This is a genomic window from Gardnerella vaginalis (assembly GCF_001563665.1).
Classification (GTDB): domain Bacteria; phylum Actinomycetota; class Actinomycetes; order Actinomycetales; family Bifidobacteriaceae; genus Bifidobacterium; species Bifidobacterium vaginale_A.
Genome location: NZ_KQ961849.1, coordinates 1 through 20601, shown reverse-complemented (window position 1 = coordinate 20601; position 20601 = coordinate 1). Strand labels below are relative to the sequence as shown.

Here is a 20601-nt window from a genome sequence, read left to right as displayed (position 1 = left end):
GAGAAACTCCGAGAGCTCAGCCCCATTTGATAGGAAAATCCTGTAAATAAACCTAAAAATTATTTAACATTATTCTCTAATAGCGAGAGCACTCCACAATCCATAGAATATATGCGATCCGCGCAATTAGCTGCTTTCAAATCATGAGTAATCATTAAAACCGCTGAGCCATTATTTGCTGCATCCATTAGCATATCCATAACTATCTGAGTATGTTCAGAATCTAAATCACTTGTTGGCTCGTCTAAAATTAAAAGCTTAGGATTGCTCATCATTGCTCTAGCAATCATAACTCTTTTCATTTCACCGCCCGAAAGCTCTTTAGGATAACACCATAATAAATCATCAATACCGAGTTTTTTAAGCAAAAACATAACTCTAGTAATATATGAATCATCTTCTTGACAATCAGGAAAAGCTACATACATAGGCAACATTACGTTTGCACACACAGTAAGATTTGGGAGTAACGTTTGAGTCTGAGAAACATAGCCTATACTAGTAGCTCGCAATTTTGATATTTCATTATCGGAACAATTCGATGAAGAAATATTACAGCCACACACAACCACATCACCGTAAGTAGGCTTTAGCAAACCTGCAATGAGATTTATAAGCGTTGTTTTTCCGTTACCAGACTTCCCTACAATCGCCACAAATTCTCCGGATTTCAACGAAAAATTAACGTTATCTACAGCTGAGAAAATCTTTTTTCTGCGAATAAAATTACGCGTAACATTACTAAGAGATACTATTTCAGTATCTTTTAAAGAATTACTTTCACTCATAGCAAGATCTCATTCCCCTTCACGAAGTTTAAGATACGCTTCACCTACAGCAATATTTCGCGTAACAACAATTGAAGTCAAAAGAGTAGTAATCAATGAAACTAAAATGCCTACAATAATCAAAATAACAACAGGAATAGCAGTAATTTCAAGATAAGGCAATTGCAATTGTTTAGAAATTAAAGAATTATAAGGGAATAAGATAAGCGATGCAAAAGCTACTCCAATCACACCTCCAGCTAAACCGATTATGCAAGATTCTTTGACAATAATTTTCACTAAACTTATTCGATTTACGCCAATAATTCTTAAAGACGCGCATTCCTTCTTGCGTTCGCTAATAGAAGATGCAAAAACTGTAACCATAACAATAATTGAAATAAGCCACAAAATAGCAACTACGACTGTAATTGAACGAGTTACTATAGATAGGTTCTCTTTAGTTGTTGCTGTAATACCACCTGGGAAAATTATGCCAATGCTGCTTAATCCGCTTGTTTTACGAATATTATCTGCAACTTTTTGAGGACTATATGATTTATCTACTTTCACAAGAACTGCGGAAATAGCTTTAGTCGCATATTCTTTTGGAATAGCAATATGACCTACTTTTGCTGAATATTCAACTATTTGCGGCACAGTTTGCCTATTTACAAACACAGAATTATCTAAGCTAGTACCGGTTTTTGCAAGTTGAGAAACAACATTCCATTTATGACCGTACAATCGCACAGTATTGTCGTAAGATACGCTAACATTTGCGCCTGCAATCATATCTCCCTTATGCAAAACAGAACTATGCTGAGAGTAAATCCATGGTCCAATCACAAAATCTGTAGAAGGATCAAATCCTATAATTTGCAACTTTTCAGCACAGCAACCTGCAGAGAGTGAAGAAATATACGTTTGTACACTAACTTTTTTCACTCCGGGTGCGCGTTTAACTAAATCTTCTATATTGTTTGTGAAATAAAAAGTGCTTGAACCGCCATTTGTGAGCAAGGCTTCAGCTTTAGTGTTAGTACCTTGTGGAACTACCATAATATCCGCGCCTAAGCGTTCACGCATACTTTTTAATCCGCGAGATAAATTCATAGAAATAAGCGCGCCGCCAAAGAATACAGCAGATAAGCATGCAGCAACTACTATAAGAGCAATAGTTCTTAATGGCTTACGTTTAAGATTCTCCAGCGGCAAACGCTTTAATGTAATTCGTTGCATAATAATTAGAAATTATACAAATTGTTATTATACAATTTTAGTTTTCCGACTCATTCTTCAAATCGAAGTATGCGCAAGATGCTGAAATTACAGCTGTAAGAACAGACAACACGATTAAAGTTGGTCGAGTAACTGAATTGCATTTCATCATAGGGCTATTGCAAACACCAATAAGGAAAGTAGGAACAGCAATCATCAATAATGAATTTGCAACTATTGCAATGCTAATACCAGCACGAACAGGAGCTTTTACAAACAAAGCAACAACTCCGAGTAAAGCAATAATAATTCCTATTCCCAATGCTGCTTGTCCAGTGTAATAGCAAGCTCCATGCATCATATGCATTTTTGACATACCCATTGATCCGCATACTTTTGCAAAAGTGAACGGAGCAATAGCAATCAGTATACCGAAAATAATAGCTGGAATTGATGCAAATAATTTGTTTTTCATAAATTTTTATCTCTTTCTAAATATATTTTTATATTTTTGTGTCACATTTTCTCTAATGCAACACGCTATACGGCGCTCACGTTTGCAAACGCCACGTTTTTAAAATCTTTAATTTTTCAATCTCACTTAAAATAACTTCCCCAAAAGCTATTAAATAGTTTTAGCAGCTGTTATTCCTATTCAGTTATTTTTATGTTCCTATTCAATTATTTCTATTCAGTTATTGCATGTTTCTATTCAGTTATTTTGTTTGTTTTACCTTTTATACTTACTTTCATTCTTATTTTTTCTTACATGCAAAAAGAAAACAAGTCTTGAATATTTTCTTTTCATAGATATAATCACAAATTCTTATAATTAACTTTCTAAGAAAACTATCAATTCATTTGCGAAAAATTTCATTTTACAAACGAAAAACTCTCAAATTTTCAAGTATAAAGCTTCTTAAATTTACTGTTTCATACATTAGATAAAACTTTTCAACTTCAAAACTTCATAACTTCTCAATAGGAGCTACTCTCAACATTAAACGCTTTACGCCATCAGAGCCAAAATCAACTGTAATAATCGAATTTCTGCCTTTATCTTGCGTTGCAACTATAGTTCCCAATCCATATTGGTCATGCGTAATTTTATCTCCAACGTGAAAATCTTCTATATTTAACTGATTATCGCGATTTACTTGATTATCGCGCGAAGCAGAACTAGAAGACGAGCGAGAAGAAGTAATAGAAGATTTACGAGTAGTTACAGAACTAGATTTGAAACGCGCTTTTGACGATCCATAAGAAGATCCATAAGACGAACCACTTGAATAAGAAGAACTACTTCCATAAGACGAACCATAAGATGAGCGCGAAGAAGAACCATACGAAGACGAACGCGAACTACTTGAATACGAAGATCCATAAGACGATCCATAAGAAGATCCATAAGACGTGCGCGAACTACTCCCATAAGACGAAGATTTCTTACGTGTTTTAGCAGATTTCAAACTCGAGCTAGACTTATGCGCGCGAGATCCAAACGAAGTACGAGAAGCGTAAGAATCGTCAAAATCATCTATAAAATCATCGTCATAGTCGAAATCATCATCAACTTCATCATCAAAATCATCATCTGAGTCATAATCATAAGACGGCTTTTTAGAATTCCAATGAATCAAATCTTCAGGAATTTCATCAAGGAATTGGCTAGGAATCATATCCATCGCATCTCCCCATTGCGAGCGCACAGATGCGTAAGTCAAATACAATCTTTGCTTCGCGCGAGTAATTCCAACATAAGCTAATCGTCTTTCTTCAGAAAGCTCAGATTCATTATCCATTGAACGAGAATGAGGGAAAGTTCCTTGCTCCATACCTGTTAGAAACACAACAGGATATTCCAAACCTTTTGCAGTATGCAAAGTCATAAGCGTAATTTTTCCCGTATCTTCACTACTTGTAGGAAGTTGATCGGAATCTGCAACAAGAGCTGTTTGCTCAAGGAATCCAGCAAGAGTCACTTCATCTGCATTCTGTTCATATTCAGATGCAACTGATTGCAATTGCGATAAGTTTTCAACGCGATTTAAATCTTGTTCATCTTCTGAACGTTTCAACTCATCTAAAAGACCTGTTGAATCGAGTATATTTTTCACTATTATGGAAGGTCTTGAATCATTTTTTATAGCCATTTGCGTAAGCTCACACATAAGAGTGTGAAATGCTTTGATTTGAGTAATACTACGCGTTGGCATTCCAGATATATTCTCACATTGTTCAATCGAATTCCAAAAACTAATTCCTTGAGCTTTAGCATAAGAAAGTAAAAGCGATTCGGCGCGATTCCCAAGACCTCTTTTAGGTACGTTAAAGATTCTACGCATATTTATATCGTCGTCTGGGTTCACAATACTTTGCATATAAGCGAGAGTGTCTTTAACTTCTTTGCGTTCGTAGAATTTCGTTCCGCCAACTAATTGATATGGTAATCCAGATTTAATTAAAGCATCTTCAAGAGCACGCGATTGAGCATTAGCTCTGTACATAATAGCTATATTTGAGTATGGAATATTTTCTTTAGTTTTAAGTCTGGATATTTCTTCAGCAATCCATAATCCTTCTTGAGAAGAGTTTTGAGCACCGTAGCCAATTATTGGATCGCCTTTGCCTAATGCTGTCCATAATTTTTTCGGCTTTCGCTCTTGATTATGAGATATAACGGCGTTTGCTGCGTCAAGAATCGTTTGAGTAGAACGATAATTTTGCTCAAGCATAATTGTTTTAGCGTCTGGGAAATCTTCTTCGAAATCCTGTATGTTTCGTATATCCGCACCTCTAAAAGCGTAGATAGACTGATCTGAATCACCTACAACAGTAATTGATGCAGGTGATAAAACATGCTGTGAAACAGTCTTAGAAACGTTCTGTGTAGATCCTGAAGATTCTGAAGATCCTGAAACTTGAGCTGAAGCAGATCCTGCAAATCCTGCAGATCCTTTAGCTTGTGCATCTACTCCCGATAATTCGCGAATAAGCACGTATTGAGCGTGATTCGTATCCTGATACTCGTCAACTAGAATGTATCTGAATTTTCTACGATATTTTTGTGCAACTTGCGGAACTTTTCTCATAAGTTCCACAGTTCGCATAATCAAATCATCAAAATCAACAGCATTTGCAATAGAAAGCCTATATTGATACTCTGCGTAAACAGTTGCGTATAAAGACTCACTTTGAGTTACTTTAGAAATCTTCTGTCCGCCTACTCCTACGTGATAATCTGGAGCGTAAGCTTCCAATTGATCTTGCCAAGTTATCAAACTATTTTTGAAATCAGATATTTTTCCTCGTAAAACTTTTGGAGTAAATCGTTTAATATCAATATTTAGATCAGTTTCGATTTGCTTAATCAAACGCTCGCTATCTGAAGAGTCATAGATAGAAAATCCTGGTTTAAGACCAATCATTCCTCCATCTCTTCTCAATATTTTTACGCAAGCTGAATGGAATGTAGAAACCCACATATTAAGAGCTTCATTCCCTATAAGCGTAGCTAAGCGTTCGCGCATTTCTTGAGCTGCTTTATTTGTAAACGTGATTGCAAGAATATGACTTGGCCACTCGTGAAATTGGCTTAAAATCCAAGCGATTCTTCGAGTCAGCACGCGCGTTTTGCCAGAACCTGCACCTGCACCAATCAATAATGCAGAACCTTTGTATTGCACTGCTTTAGATTGTTGTTCGTTAAGACCGTCTATGAGTTTATGCGGATCAATTTCGATTTGTTGAAAATCATTTTGACGATACTTATGAGTGGCATGAGTGTTAGGAGTGTCAGGAGTGACATAATCGTCAGCGTCTTGATTGCTCTGGTAACTAGCCATTTGATTTCGATAGATAGCATCCTGATCGCCATAGCTAGTAGACTGATTTTGCGCACTCAACATACGATTCTGCGTGTTCGGAGTTTTTATATGCGATTTAGTCTTATCTGCTTTCAGATTAGACTCGAGAGACAATTTAGAAGATGACTTTGAAACATGATTTTTATGATTTTTATCATCATCATTTTCAACTGGATCGCCAAACAAATCAGTAACGTACATGCTTAAACTCATTCATTCAGGTTTACCACATACTAAGGTCACTTAATATCGAATTTGAATTAAAAATAGCTTTTAGTGTTTTTTAGTTTTTTTTAAAAAATATGAAGATAATAATTAAAAATAATTAAAAGCAGAAAACAGTCATTAAATCGCGAAAGAAAATAATACTAAAATCAAATAAAATCAAATAAAATCAAGTAAAATAGCATAATTTACAAGCTTCTATACGTATTTGTATTACAGTCAGGGGTATGCTTGAGTTTTACTATATTACATTGCGTGTTTATGCAAATATTTCATGCACACACACAACTAGCAAAAAGATTTAAAGTTTGCAAAATTAAAAACTAAAAACGTAAGAAAACTGTTATGAAAGGAAAGCAATCGTGCAAGAACTGGAAGAACGCATCCGCAAAAACGGCATCGTGAAACCTGGAAACGTCTTGAAAGTTGATGCTTTTCTTAATCACCAATGCGATGTTGAATTATTTGACAACATGGGCAAAGAATGGGCTGAGCATTTTAAAAATTCAAATATAACTAAGATTCTTACAATTGAGTCTTCTGGAATTGGAATTGCGTGCGTAGCTGCAAGGCATTTTGGCAATATTCCTGTAGTTTTCGCTAAGAAAGCGCAATCTATAAATCTTGATGGAGATCAATACGTATCTACTGTTTTTTCTTTTACTAAACAACGCGAGTTTCCTGTGATTGTCTCTCGCAAATATTTAAGTCAAGAAGATCGAGTATTGATTATTGATGATTTTTTGGCTAATGGTAAAGCTTTACAAGGTTTGATTGATATTTGTAATCATGCTGGAGCCACGGTTGCTGGAATTGGAATTGCGATTGAAAAAGGTTTCCAGGGTGGCGGAGATGCGTTAAGGGACGCTGGATACGATTTAGATTCTCTAGCTATTGTTGAGGAAATGAATCCAACAGATGGCTCTATTTCTTTCCGTAAGTAGTGCTTTACGTAAGTAGTGTGTGAAAACTGCATTGAAATAGATACATAAAATATGCAAATGAAATAGCTTACTAAAAATGATATCTAAAATATGTGCATGAAATATACCTGAAAAATATCTATATAAAAATGTGAAAGAAACGAGAAGAATTTTGCGCAAATCTCACTTTTGCATAAAAATACGGTAAAGTACTCTGGTTAGTAAATATACGCATAAACAATTGAGTAGGTGGCTAAACATATGTCTGAAGTTGTGATTGCAAGCGCAGCACGCACACCTATCGGAAAGTTCGGCGGAAGTTTATCTTCGCTATCCTCAGTTGACTTAGGAGCGATTGCAGCAAAAGAAGCAATCAAGCGCGCATCAATTGACGCTAAAGATGTTGACCAAGCTATTTTCGGAAACGTGTTACAAGCTGGAAGCGGTCAAAACATAGCTAGACAAATTGCGTTGCGCTCAGGATTAGATACATCTAGCTGTGCAATGACAATAAACGAAGTATGCGGATCTGGCTTAAAAGCAATACGTTTAGCACAATCTGCAATAGTAATGAAAGATGCGAAAGTTGTAGTTGCAGGCGGCACAGAAAGCATGAGCAACGTTCCTTTTTACGCAACTAACATGCGTTTTAGCGGACACAAATACGGTGATTTCACTCTTGTTGACGGCTTAAAAAGAGATGGCTTAAACGATGCTTTCACTGGCAACGCAATGGGCACAACAGCAGAAAACGTTGCAGCACGATTTGGAATAACAAGAGAAGCTCAAGATCTTTTTGCACTAAATTCTCATCGCAAAGCTGTAGCAGCACAAAAAAATGGTGATTTTGACTTAGAAATTGCGCCTGTAACTCTTGAAGACGGAAGCGTTGTATCTAAAGATGAACACCCTAGAGAAGATACTTGCCTTGAACAATTATCTAAACTTCACACGCTTTTTAATACTTCAAATGAATTAGCTTGCTCACACGAATCAACTGTAACTGCTGGAAACGCGAGTGGAATTAACGATGGAGCTGCAGCTTTAGTTCTTATGAGTAAAGATTACGCGATTGAACACAAAATTGAGTATCTTGCTGAAATTGTGGGATTTGCTGAAGGTGGAATTGACCCTGATTTAATGGGCTATGCTCCAAAACACGTTATGGAACGAATGCTAAATTCTACAGGATTTAGCGTTAAAGATATTGATTTGTTTGAAATAAACGAAGCTTTCGCAGCTCAAAGTATTGCAGTTTCCGAACAATTGCATATTGACGAAGAAAAGTTAAATGTGCACGGAGGAGCTATCGCTCTCGGACACCCGTTAGGAGCAAGTGGAGCAAGAATTTTAACAACGCTTATATATGCTTTGCGTGAGCGTAAACAAAAAAATGGAGTTGCAGCATTATGTGTTGGCGGCGGAATTGGAGTCGCGATGCAGATTAAGATGGCAGATTAAGATTGCTGAATAAGCTTGTCTGATTAAGCGGAAAATTTAAAAAAATTCGGCGAAAGAATAAAGTTAAAAAAAAATAGTAAAAGTAAAAACAAGGAAAAGATTTCAATGACTGCTTTCCGTGAATTAAGCGTAGAAAATCGCATAAAAACGTTGCAATCAGAAGGTTTTCTAAACGAAGAAGAATCACAACTTTTACTAAAACAATTAGCTGAAAGCTCTGAAACTAACATACCTGCAGATGTTGCAAACCACATGATTGAACATCAAATCGGAAAATACACTCTCCCAGTTGGCGTAGTCAGAGGATTGATTGTAAACAGCAAAACACACAATGTACTTCTAGCTACAGAAGAACCGTCTGTGATTGCAGCAGCATGTAACGGAGCTAGAATCGCATCGATGAGCGAAGAACATGGCGTTATAGCATCATCTGAAAAATATTTAACAACAGTACAAATAATTTTCGAAGACTTAAACGGAAAAATCGCTCAGAAATTAAAAAACATTATTGAAACTGAAAAAACAAAAATATTAAATATTGCAAAGGATGCTCACCCATCGATTGTGCAAAGAGGCGGCGGCGCGCGAGAATGCCGCGTTGAAGCTTTTACGAACTTCGCCAAACTGTCGATTGACGTAGACACTTGCGATGCAATGGGCGCAAACATCGTAAACACTATTGGCGAAGCAGTAAAAGCCCAGCTGGAAAGCTGGCTCGGCGCGCGAGCGCTAACAGCAATACTCACGAACACAAGCAAACAAGCAACTACAGCAGAAGTGCACCTTCCTACAATTGCCTTAGCTTCAACAAAATTGCCTGAAAGTGATAGAGAAGAGGAAGGTGCGCGACTCGCGCGGCGCATCGCGGCATTAAGCGCATATGCCGCCGCTGACCCCGAGCGCGCAGCAACGCATAACAAAGGAATACTCAACGGAATAGTTGGTGCTGCGCTCGCGTCAGGAAATGATACGCGAGCGCTAGAAGCAGCTGCTCATGCGTGGGCTGCGCGCTCAAAAAGATACATGCCTCTTTCAACATGGTGCCTCGAAGATAAAATACTTTACGGACGAATCCAAATCCCACTTCAAATAGGAATAGTTGGCGGATCTATAAGCTCATTGCCATTAGCGCAAATAGCAATACACGTTGGAAAATACTCTACTTGTAACGAGTATCGAAACGTTTTAGCTTCTCTTGGACTAGTTCAAAATCTAGCAGCATTACGCGCTCTTGCAGGTCCTGGAATTCAAGAAGGTCATATGCGCTTGCAATCAGCTAATATAGCAATAGCAGCAGGAGCGAAAATGCAAGAGATTGAAGAAATAACGAATAAGCTTGCAAGCATGAGCGATAAAAATAGAAATATTAAAATTGCAAAAATGCTTCTTGAAGATTTACGAAATTCTTAAAGAAGAAAAGAGTAAAAAATGACTTTTTCTCTTAAAAACATTGAGAGCAACCACGCTAAACAACTTTTTAAAGATAATGAAAACACAAGCGTTGAAAACACACACGTTGAAAGCAGTCCCGTTGGAATTGACAGAATCAGCTTTACAACACCGCACTATTACGTTGATTTAACAGATTTAGCTAAAGCTCGCGAAATAGATCCAAACAAATTCACTATTGGCATTGGGCAAAGCGAACAATCTGTTCCTCCAAACAATCAAGACATAGTGACTCTTGGCGCTCAAGCAGCGCTGCCACTTTTAAAATATGTTAAAAAAGATAAACTGAAAATGTTAATCGTTGGAACAGAAAGCGGCGTAGATGCAAGCAAATCCAGCGCGTTATACATTCACAATCTTCTAAAACTTAACTCATGCGCACGCTGCATTGAAATAAAAGAAGCATGCTACGGCGGAACTGCAGCACTTATGACAGCATGCGATTATGTTCGCGTTCACAAAGACTCGCAAGTTCTTGTTATAGCTGCAGATATTGCTAGATACGGGCTTAACACTCCTGGAGAAGTTACTCAAGGTGCTGGAGCAGTTGCAATGCTAATAAGCGCGAATCCTCACGTGCTCAAAATTAACGATGATAGCGTGGTGAAATCATGCGATATACAAGACTTTTGGAGACCAGTTTATCAAGATACTGCTTTAGCGCGAGGAAAGTTCTCTAGTGAAAAATATATTGAATTTTTCTTAGATGTATGGCAAAAATATTCAGAACAAAACTCTTGCGATTTAAACGATTTTGCCGCGCTTTGCTTCCATTTGCCGTATACAAAAATGGGGTTGAAAGCTTTGAGAGCAGCTATGGATTCTAGCGAAAATCTTTCTGAAACTTCACGAGTTCGATTACTTGAAAAGTATGAAACTAGCACAAAATACAGCAGGAGAATAGGAAACATTTACACAGGCTCTTTGTACCTAGGATTGTTATCGCTTCTAGAATTAGACGGAAATCCAGAAATAGCCAATCCAGAAGTAGTCAATCCGGGAGCAGCAAATCCAGCAGCAACTTCAATTCAAACAAGCACAATTCAAACAAACTCGTCATGCGAGAATCAAAAATTCAGCTCGCTTAAAGAAGGCGATAAAATCGGATTATTCTCCTACGGCTCAGGCGCGATTGGCGAATTCTTCACAGGAACTCTTATGCAAGGATTTAAGCAAGCTCTATTTGCAAGCGAACATATTGAAATGCTTAATTCGCGCGCGAAATTAACAGTTAGCGAATACGAAAAAATGTTTAACAGCGTAGCTAAATACTGCCCAGAAGACTTTGTAAGCGACACAACACATCGCGATTGCACGCAATTCTTCTTGAATTCTATTAGCTCGCAAGAAAGAAACTACATCTAATAATAACGCTTATTTTCTTCTAGCATCCTTAATATGCTTACCGCGAACTTCCTTATTTTTACGTTTCTTTGAAATCGCTGCAATAATCATAATTGAAAGCACAGCGCAAGAAAGAATCATAGCAAGCAAGAAAAGCGTCATCCAAATAGGCCATTGAACGTGATCCATCGGCACTTTCACAGGATCTGGCAACACGCGATACCCTGTAACTAAAAGCCTATGCGAATTAACGCCATACGGAGTACAAGTAAGCAAAGTCGCTAAATCACGCCCTCTCTCGCGTTGAAGCAAACTTATATCGTGCGGATCTACAACGCTAATGCGAAACACTTTGTATCGCAATGTTTCACCTTGCACGTCCAAATAAAAATAGTCACCCTTTTTTAAATCAACAAGCCCATCAAACATAGTTGAATCCGCTAAACCTGTGTGAGCTGTTATAACAGTATGCCTATTCTTTCCGCCAACAGGTAAATCAGTGCCAAACAAATGACCTGCACCATGAGCAAGAGTTTGCTGAGTCGTGCCGTGATAAATTGGCAATTTCACGCCAATCTTAGGAATTTTTACGATTCCCATAATTCCCATCGGCTCGTCAAGAACTTTAAGATATTCTTTATATTCAGGCTTATTAGTTATGTCTTGCTGACCATCGCCACCATAAGGGTCTTGAGTGAGCATGTTTTTACGATTTTTATTATAAAGTTTCGCAGCTCGTATATGCGCTCTTCTAACATCGCCAGCCTGATTATGATTGAATTTGTCGTATGCTGTGGAAATTTCCTTTGTAACTCTATTGTTCCAAAGAGTAGAACACAGCGGATAACTGAAACATAAAAGTCCAGCTAAAACGAATACAATTGGCTCAAGTATTTTGCGTAGCTTGGATTTTTGATTTGAATTATTTTTGCGATTGATTTTATTTGATTTAAATAATAGCTTTTTAAAAATTGGAAGTGAAAATCGCATGGCAAAGTCATTTAACTTCATACTCCCTCAATCCTCAATTCAAAATACTAATAATTTTTATGTGAATATTTAAAACTGACTCTAATGATTTAAATCGCAATTAAATACAACTCAAGCGAAAGCAACTTATTTAAAAAGTTCAAATAGTGCGCAAAAATCTTAAACTAAACGTAACTTTTACACGAATTTACTGATATAAATAGATAACATGGAGTCGAGAGTATTCCTCCCGACTCCATTTAGACAACAAGACTTAATCGCGAAAAAGAGGGACGTGCATAACGCAAATTGTGCGTTAAACGCTATACACAGCAACGCAATTAAATCTGTTGAGCTTTATATTGCAAAACAATAGTTTCTCTTAGTGCCATAGCAACAATCGCACATCTGGCACTAAGAAACTATTATTTTGGAATGATTGCAAACTACGCAATCAGGCTTCTTGCTCTTCCTTCTTGCGATTGCGCATGAAAACGAAGATTCCAGCAGCCACTAAGCACATACCAGCCAATGCGAAGATTGCAACGCCTGCAGCACCGGTCTTTGGAAGCTTGAACCAGTTCAAAATATTTCCCTTAGTTGGAAGATCCTTGAACTCATATTCAAACACTTTATTCACATAGTTAGTGGACTTAGCATAAGTTGTAGGAATATTGACAGTTTCAACAGCTGGAGATAAAGCGTATCCGCTTGGAGCTTGAGTTTCTACAACGTAGAAGTCTTGTCCAACTTTAACTTCAAAAGCACCAGTCAAACCAGATGTATTATCAGTGCCTTTTTGCGCACCTTCAAGACCGTCAGCAAGAACCTCATTATTATCTTTTTTAACAAGACCTTTAGTTGCAACATTCTGGCACTTAGCAGCAGAACGAGCTGCATCAGCTGCACAAGCTTTTGCTTTTTCTTTATCCGCAAACACAGCGAACTTTGCACCACCGAGCAAGGTAGCTGTATTAGTTCCATCAACCTTCTTAACTGCGAACTTAACGAGAGTTACTTTAGAAGTCTCGCCCGGATTAGGGTTCGTTGGATTTGGCTTAGGCTGATCCTTCGAGTGACCAGTTTGGAAGCCGTACTTGTTCTGGAATCCATCAACAGGTGCGTCAGCTTTAAGAGTAAACTTGAATTCAACTGTGATCTTTGGAACAGCAGGATGAGGATTATCTTTGCTTTTAGCATTGTCGCTCAAAGCTTTAGCGATCTTAGTAAGACCTGCATCAGTAAACTTAATAAGAATACGCTTGCGACCTGCTTCAGGTGAGGTTGCATCATTATCTTTATGTTCAACTAGCGAAGCTTCATAATCAGCGTTCTTTCCCTCAGTAAGTTTAGTATCACCAATCTTAACGCTTTGAATAGCACCAGTAGTTACATTGTAAGCAGACTCTAACGCATCATCCCACACAGCGTAGTCAATAAGATCATCTTTTGTGAGCTTATCAACATCCGTGTAGCTTGTTGTGCGCACAGCAGCAGTAAGCGTATATGGCAATTCATCGCCAGCGCCAACCATACCAGTTGTAATAGCTTCCTTCTGAATAGCGTCTGCATTGTAAACGTTCTTAGGGTCAACTGTTACGTTATAAGTGTAAGTGTTGTCCTTAGCGTCATCTCCACGAGTGATTTCTGGAATAGTCATGAAGAATGGGTTAGGAAGCTTCTCGTATCCATCTGGAGCGCTAACTTCTTCAACTTTATACAAACCGATAGGAAGTTGACTTATCGTTGCAACACCGTCTTGACCCGTTACAAACAGGGACTTATCAGTTTCTTGAGATGCTGCGTTTTGTATTGCAGTGCCAAAACTGATTACACTAGTATCAGTAGTATTAGGTGTTGCATTAAGAGTTGTTATCTTAGCTGCAACTTTTTGCCAATCAGCATAGTTCTTTAAATCAAGAGCATCTGTGCCAAGCTTTGTTACTGGAGTAACTTTAAACTTTGCACCTTTAACAGGAGTAGACTTAGTTTGTTTACCATTCTTGTCTTCATCCTTGTACTTGGTGATCTTGATGGAACCAGTCTGAGCCTTGCAAGCATCAGACCAAGGCGCACCATTATTGCATGTACCTTCAGCCCAAGCAGAGCTGTTTACAGCAACAGCGCCGGCAACGCACAGCGTACCAGCCATTGCGAGCGAGGCGAATGCAGCCACGCATTGTTTAGTGAATTTATTCACTTTCTTCTCCTTTATTTCAGCGCACTTTCGTGCATGGTTTAGGAAGATATGTTATTTTCTCGTTTTAAGTTTTGTTTTTTACGTTCCCACAAATTGCATTGCAATATGTGCGTGAACAATCAAAGCCGTTATTGAGCGGCGAAGCTACTGCAGTTTTTAAGCTGCAGAAAATTTTTCATCAGCATCGCCACCTTTCGGTAATCCACCTTCCGATGCGCAACATTACGTTGAAACACCATTTGGTAGCTTTGCAGACAAAATCTTTTAGATGCGCGCAATAATCGTCAAATCGCTTAATCTTTACTTTTTTGACTAAACCGCGCCAAATTTTAGAAATCTTACTGTTGCTATTTTGCGTAGCAGAGCGCAAACCGCACATCATGCAAGCAAGCCAGCCAGCGAGCATCGCGTGACCCCACTTCGTCTGATCAACGAAGAACACGCCACACATAACGCACATGCCAATCATCGCCAGCACAATCCACGCCATGCTAATACCCTCGCCACCTGTCTTTGGCAGCTTAAACTGCTCCACCACGTTCACTGGGAAGAACTTTGCAGCGTAGTCAATGCCCTCAGTATCGGTAAAGCCCATAGCCTTAGCAAAGTTATTATCAGTAACGCTAATCTTGCTGTTCTTAATAGCTTTCTTATACTTACCCAAATCCGTAAGCTTCATCGCAAGCACAACGCAATAGTATTTGCCAGACTTCGTAGGAGCTTTGCTACTAGTTATAGTTCCGCGCGCACGCTCCATAGTTCCGCCAGTGCTATCGAACAGGAAATGCTCATCTGTAGCATTGCAGCCATCACCATTATTGCTACCCTTACGGCAATCTTCCTGACGAGCAAAAGTTGGATATTTCCACGCTTGCTGCCAATTAAGCTTGAAGAACAGATTATCGAGATCCTCACTCCAGGTATGAGTTGTACTCTTTCTAGCTTCATCACTGTCATCTCTACACAAAGCTCTAAGCGTAATGCCTTCAGGCTTGGCTGTGGACCACGAGTCAATTCCCATATCCTTCAGCAAGCCAACGCCTTTCATAACAGTAATGCCATTCACGTTGTCTACATCCCCAGTAAACTTGCCATTTTCATACTGCTTGTAAACGTTAAGATGCAAATCGCCACTGCCAACAGCTGGTCTGGTAACCTTCACCTTTGCGTAGATAGGGTGATCTTTGTTAATAGAGTCATCACCGTCAGAAACAGATCCGTCCGGGTAGTGAACCCTAATCTCAGCCCAATACTCGTCAGCAGACTGCCACTTATCTGGGCGGAAGGTGACGGAGCCTTTGCCAGTAGCGTTACTATCTTTTGCTTCCTGCTTACCGTCAGCTTTGTTATCTTCGCCATCCTCAAAGTTAGCCCAAGGCAAACTGCTTGCTTTTGAATTTGTAATATCGCTAGCTTTAACAAAGCGCTTAATCTCGTACCAAGTGCCAGCAGGCAAAGCGCCTTCCTTAACGTTCACCAAATCTTCTTTTGGAACACCGTTAGCATTAACCTCGGTGTTACCCTCGGTAACCTTCTTCTTGCTTTGCGGAGCGTCAGAGCTTATAGCTGCCTTGTTGCCTTTCTTAAGATTCTTGTCAAAAGTACTACCAGCCTGAATTTCTGGAATCTTCGTGTAAGTCGGGTTATACAGCTGATTGTCTTTATGAATATGCACAGAGAATGCGCCAGTCTTATACCCCACACCTTCTGTGCCGTAAGGATTATCATTAGCGTTCAGCACTCCGTCAACTGGGTCAACGTCTTTCTTAGCCTTATTATTCTTCTCGATATTAGCCTTAACAGCACTCTCAAACTTATTAGACTCAGCATCGCCTTTTATAACGTAGACTTTGCACACATAGTCGCCAGTCTTCTGAGCCACACCGCCAAAAGATCCATGCGTGCGCTCAAAAGTGTTAAAGCTTTTATCACTATCAACCCAGTCATCATATAAGTAAGTATCAGACTTGCAATTTTTGTTATTTGCATTGCACTCAAGCTGATCCTTAAGCGATGAATGCTTCCAAATCGTCTGTGGTTCTAAAAGACGCAAACCGTCTTTTTCGTTCTCATTCTGCGACTTCTCATTATTAACATGACCAGGAAGCATGCCATACGTGTACTCGGTTTGCTTCTTACCATCCTTGCTTTGCTTTGAGCAAATCATATGCTGGTGAAGATTGCCAATCGCGTTTGTTAAGTAAGAATCAAACATAGGGCGATCGTTGCCAGAAAGTAAATCTCCTGGATGAAGGTTTATGCCATTTTCAACGCTGATAGTTCTGTATTGAGAATCCGTTGTATACCTAAACAAATTAAGACCAAATGTATTATTGCCAGGCTTAGCAGTAACATTCACCTTCGCATACACAGGGTGATCCTTGTTCACGGAGCCTTCGCCGTCTGATACAGAGCCGTCTGGGTAGTGAACTCTAACTTCAGCCCAATACTGACCAGCAGACTGCCACTTATCTGGGTGGAAAGTTACAGAACCGTATTCGCGACTAGACTGATCTAAAGTAACTACTTTGCCACTCTTCTTATCTATAACAGGCTTGCCTTTTTCATCGCGCGTAACGTTATCTTCGCCGTCTTCAAAGTTAGCCCAAGGCAAACTGTTTGCCTTCGAGTTACTAACATCGCCAGCCTTAACAAAGCGCTTAATCTCAAACCACGTGCCATCAGGAAGATCACCAACAAGAATGCTAGCTTGATCAGCTGGCCGAACAACACCATTTCCATCTTTAGTGCTCTTTGGCTGATCAGTGCTGATATTGTCTTTTGTTGGACTGCTATACCTACCATCCTTAATTGACTTACCAGCCTGAATTGTTGGCATCTTTACATAAGTCGGGTTGTACTTTTGGTTGTCTTTGAGCTTGATTTTAAAGTAGAAACTACCAGCAACCCACTCTGAGCCTTTTGCGTCTTTTTTAGCAGTCTCATAGTTAGTAAAAAGTGATTGAAGCGCAATAGAACCACCTGATGACGCATTTTCAAATGCTGTAAGCGATGCACTATAATCTTTACTGTCTTTATCACCAGGCTTTTGGTGGAAAGCGAACACTTTACACTCATACGATCCGCCTTCCTTAGGCGTGCCACCAATCAGCGCGCGCGAACGCTCCATAGTGTCTCTGTTGTATTCGCTAGAGTGAAGGTATTTGTTAGAGTCACTGCAATCCTTGCCCTTGCAACGCTTGTCGTTATCTCGAATCCACTGGCGGAAATCCTCAAAATGCAAGCCGTTAATCTCTCCACTAGCTTCGTTATTACCCTCTTTAGGCTTAAGTAACGCGAACGGAGAATTATCAACATCCGTTCTATGGCATATTACGCGGAAAGTAATAGGGCCTTTACCATGGTTCGCCCAAGAATCGAATACAATACCATTATTAGGGTTAGGGTTATCTTTATCTTTCGCACCTATTTTCTTACCCTTATCAATCTCGTGCGGATTACTTTTATGTCCAAAGGAAAAACCGCCAAACGCGTTATTATCTATTTTCTTGCCATTGTATAAACCAAGATTCAAGTCACTACCTGAAATCGGCAAATCACCCACTGTAACAGGAGCGTACACAGGATTACCACTATTACCAGAGTCATTATCTTTAGACGTAGAACCATCCGGGTACGTTACAACAACAGGAGTCTTAGTGTTTGCACCAGCTTCAGCATTAGACGGAGTAAACGTCACCTTGCCGTTTCCTGAATTATTTTGATCAATCTTAGACCAATCAAGCACTGGAAGACTGTATTTAGTGTACTGCTCTAGCTTAAAAGTAGAACCGTTAGGCAGACTACCTACCCTAACCCACGGCTTTTTGTTAGCTCGTACGCTTTTAGGCTCTTCGCTGGTAGCAGAATTAAACTTATTCGTAGATTTATTGTAGTCAACAGTAGTTTCCTTGTACTGCGGGTTGTACAACATGGCATTAGAAACAACCTTGATTTTTATAGGAACATTTTCCTGAACCATCGGTGTCTTATACTTACAGTTGTATTGGTAAGTGCTAGGAGTTGGGTGCGTAATCTTCACCTTAAAAGTAATACCTTCGGTTTTACGATCCAACTTTCCTGGATTATAAGTGATATAACCAGTTTTACTATCTATGCTCACGCAACCTTTGTCAGAATTATTCTTACCAGTACTACAACTACTAGATTGCTTAACACCTTGTGGAATAGAAGTAAGCTCGTACTTCATACTAGAGCCGTTAGGAAAATCTGATGGAATATTAGTAGTAGTATCCGTATCTTTTCCTGCAACATAGTGACCGCCATAATGGTTTTGTAGAGAATATTGACCGTCCCATTCGCCTAAATCCCATCCCTGCCAAGAACCAGTATTAACGTACGGCTTAATTGTTACAGGCGTACCATACGTAGTAACAGGCACATTCTCTACGCCACCATAAGTAGTGTCCGAGCTTAAATTCTGATTATTTAACTTCTTTACATAATCATTCATCATGCTAGACGAATATTGAGGATATTTTATTTCAGTCTTACCATTTGGATCAGTAATATTATTCAAAACAGTATGCGGCTGATCACTATTACTAAAATCAGGCAAAGCGTCAGGATTCTTATGGTCATAGCCTTCCATAGAATCTGGAATACCATCGCCATCACTATCGAAAGGTCCAATAAAAGTCCACTTACTTCTAACTTCTACAGCACCATTTTTCTTCGTTTCTAAATCTCCAAAATCGCTTTCGGAATATGTACCTTTACCGGAGTTCCATCCAGCTGAGAACGGAAGATTCTTCAATACTAAATCTGAGCGATTTTCCATACTTTCATCAACAAACGCAGTGATATTCCACTGAAAAGCCGTATTACCTGAAACTTCCCAGTCAGCAAGAACCGTAGAGAAATCATTCTTCCAGTTTCTAATTTCGCACATGTCATGCTTGTCGTTCGAATCGCAATACGATGTAAGTCTGGAAGTACCTAAAGCATTATCCCAATAAGAGTTAAATAGCTGTTGATCTTTACCAGCACCCTCTTTACCAGCTTTACCTTCATACAAATTACCATCGAACGAATGAGCCCATCTAGAACTACTGTCAACAAACTCATCTAATGTTTTATTAATTGTAACAATAGGCTCTTGATACTGAATTGCTCTACATCCACGACCGTTATCAGTTTTATCAAACTGTTTATCTTTTGGAAACGCTTTATACCAGCTGTCTGTTTCAGGCCAGCAGCCATAGTTACGGTAACCAGCTCTATTACCAGACTTCCTTCTACTAATCCTTATACTTTTTCTATCAATCCCTTTTGGAAGCCAAGCCATAAGAAGAGGTCTTTTACCACCAAACGCTTTATCTTCTTTCCTACCGCTATAAGGTTCACCTGTTACAATGCTCTCGTACATTTGAGAGTAAGTATTGAAGAACACTTCCCATTTAATCTGAGTTCTATTTCTACCAGTAGAAGAGTCATAAACATTGCGAACAACTTCAACGTTAGAAGCAATTTGACTAGGAGCATCCCCTATTCCAAAGCCAGAACCAGACACAAAGCCTGTACCAAAACTATTCCACCAAGCATGAATCGGTGCTTTACCATCTGCCCAACCCATTGCATGTTGTGCAGGCGGAATGATGAGCATGGTTAATACAGTGATTACAGCAACGAGAAGCGCTAGTATTGCTCGATGAAGAGTGCTGGAAGTGCGAGCTGCGCCATCGCGATCACTAATCTTGTGCCAAGCAAAAGCGCGCAACGCAAGACGACACAAGCGTGATGCGAATCCACGGAACTTTGCTGGCAACATAATCAGCTCACCTTTCTTTATAAAATCCTGTGCTATAGGACGAAATTCTTATAAAATACAAATTTGAAGACACACGCCCAACGCAACTATCCATATGCCTTAGCCTTTATACCCCCCCCCCGGAAAAACTCAAGCAAACGAAAAAACTTTGTAAATATTTTTACTTACACAGTGTGTTGATGCAAATTTTAAAGTATTTAAATACAAAAAATATATTTTTTAAGTAGGAAAACTACAACACTTAACACATAACGAATTTACAAGAAAAACTACACATCAAATATGCTCAAAATACACACTTAAACGCAAGTTAAACACATTACGAAGCGCCCCGTTAAACACCCCATTTGTAATCAAAATAATAGTTTGTTGACAATGTAATTTC

Annotated in this window: 11 protein-coding genes; 4 read left to right on the top strand and 7 right to left on the bottom strand. The window is 39.0% G+C overall.

Annotated elements, in window-relative coordinates:
• Positions 1–59 precede the first annotated feature (59 nt).
• The 4 genes from HMPREF3230_RS00330 to HMPREF3230_RS00315 all read right to left on the bottom strand — a co-directional run bounded on the left by HMPREF3230_RS00330 (position 60) and on the right by HMPREF3230_RS00315 (position 6067).
• Positions 60–788, bottom strand: coding sequence for an ABC transporter ATP-binding protein (locus HMPREF3230_RS00330; protein ID WP_075523019.1), 729 nt, complete (start codon positions 786–788; stop codon positions 60–62).
• Between the two features lie 9 nt (positions 789–797).
• Positions 798–2009 (bottom strand): ABC transporter permease, encoded by a 1212-nt coding sequence (locus tag HMPREF3230_RS00325; protein WP_075523018.1) that lies wholly within the window; start codon positions 2007–2009, stop codon positions 798–800.
• A gap of 37 nt (positions 2010–2046) precedes the next feature.
• Positions 2047–2463: a DUF4418 family protein gene (locus tag HMPREF3230_RS00320; RefSeq protein ID WP_075523017.1), complete on the bottom strand. Its 417-nt coding sequence runs from the start codon at positions 2461–2463 to the stop codon at positions 2047–2049.
• A 493-nt stretch (positions 2464–2956) separates the two neighbouring features.
• Positions 2957–6067, bottom strand: coding sequence for an ATP-dependent helicase (locus HMPREF3230_RS00315; RefSeq protein ID WP_075523016.1), 3111 nt, complete (start codon positions 6065–6067; stop codon positions 2957–2959).
• A 374-nt stretch (positions 6068–6441) separates the two neighbouring features.
• Between HMPREF3230_RS00315 and HMPREF3230_RS00310 the strand changes: the two genes are divergently transcribed.
• The 4 genes from HMPREF3230_RS00310 to HMPREF3230_RS00295 all read left to right on the top strand — a co-directional run bounded on the left by HMPREF3230_RS00310 (position 6442) and on the right by HMPREF3230_RS00295 (position 11277).
• Complete coding sequence (locus tag HMPREF3230_RS00310) at positions 6442–7023, top strand: xanthine phosphoribosyltransferase (protein WP_075523015.1); 582 nt, start codon at positions 6442–6444, stop codon at positions 7021–7023.
• Between the two features lie 240 nt (positions 7024–7263).
• Entirely contained in the window at positions 7264–8463 is a 1200-nt protein-coding gene (locus HMPREF3230_RS00305; RefSeq protein WP_075523014.1) for an acetyl-CoA C-acyltransferase, read from the top strand.
• A 57-nt stretch (positions 8464–8520) separates the two neighbouring features.
• On the top strand, positions 8521–9873 hold the full coding sequence (locus tag HMPREF3230_RS00300) for a hydroxymethylglutaryl-CoA reductase, degradative (RefSeq protein ID WP_269137037.1): 1353 nt from the start codon (positions 8521–8523) through the stop codon (positions 9871–9873).
• 18 nt (positions 9874–9891) lie between these two features.
• Positions 9892–11277: a hydroxymethylglutaryl-CoA synthase gene (locus tag HMPREF3230_RS00295; RefSeq protein ID WP_082266199.1), complete on the top strand. Its 1386-nt coding sequence runs from the start codon at positions 9892–9894 to the stop codon at positions 11275–11277.
• A 9-nt stretch (positions 11278–11286) separates the two neighbouring features.
• On the opposite strand, the gene HMPREF3230_RS00290 is transcribed toward HMPREF3230_RS00295, so the two are convergent.
• From HMPREF3230_RS00290 to HMPREF3230_RS00280, 3 genes are all read right to left on the bottom strand, one after another.
• Positions 11287–12246, bottom strand: coding sequence for a class C sortase (locus tag HMPREF3230_RS00290; RefSeq protein WP_419471015.1), 960 nt, complete (start codon positions 12244–12246; stop codon positions 11287–11289).
• A gap of 433 nt (positions 12247–12679) precedes the next feature.
• Positions 12680–14425, bottom strand: a complete 1746-nt coding sequence (locus HMPREF3230_RS00285; RefSeq protein WP_075523011.1) for a SpaH/EbpB family LPXTG-anchored major pilin — start codon at positions 14423–14425, stop codon at positions 12680–12682.
• Between the two features lie 178 nt (positions 14426–14603).
• Positions 14604–20216, bottom strand: a complete 5613-nt coding sequence (locus HMPREF3230_RS00280) for a Rib/alpha-like domain-containing protein (RefSeq protein WP_230955884.1) — start codon at positions 20214–20216, stop codon at positions 14604–14606.
• Positions 20217–20601 lie beyond the last annotated feature (385 nt).

Excerpts from the sequence above, each read along its gene's own strand:
- HMPREF3230_RS00290 (WP_419471015.1), bottom strand. The coding sequence starts at position 12,246 with ATGCGATTTTCACTTCCAATTTTTAAAAAGCTATTATTTAAATCAAAT.
- HMPREF3230_RS00330 (WP_075523019.1), bottom strand. The coding sequence starts at position 788 with ATGAGTGAAAGTAATTCTTTAAAAGATACTGAAATAGTATCTCTTAGT.
- HMPREF3230_RS00295 (WP_082266199.1), top strand. The coding sequence starts at position 9,892 with ATGACTTTTTCTCTTAAAAACATTGAGAGCAACCACGCTAAACAACTT.
- HMPREF3230_RS00325 (WP_075523018.1), bottom strand. The coding sequence starts at position 2,009 with ATGCAACGAATTACATTAAAGCGTTTGCCGCTGGAGAATCTTAAACGT.
- HMPREF3230_RS00315 (WP_075523016.1), bottom strand. The coding sequence starts at position 6,067 with ATGAGTTTAAGCATGTACGTTACTGATTTGTTTGGCGATCCAGTTGAA.
- HMPREF3230_RS00320 (WP_075523017.1), bottom strand. The coding sequence starts at position 2,463 with ATGAAAAACAAATTATTTGCATCAATTCCAGCTATTATTTTCGGTATA.
- HMPREF3230_RS00280 (WP_230955884.1), bottom strand. The coding sequence starts at position 20,216 with ATGTTGCCAGCAAAGTTCCGTGGATTCGCATCACGCTTGTGTCGTCTT.
- HMPREF3230_RS00305 (WP_075523014.1), top strand. The coding sequence starts at position 7,264 with ATGTCTGAAGTTGTGATTGCAAGCGCAGCACGCACACCTATCGGAAAG.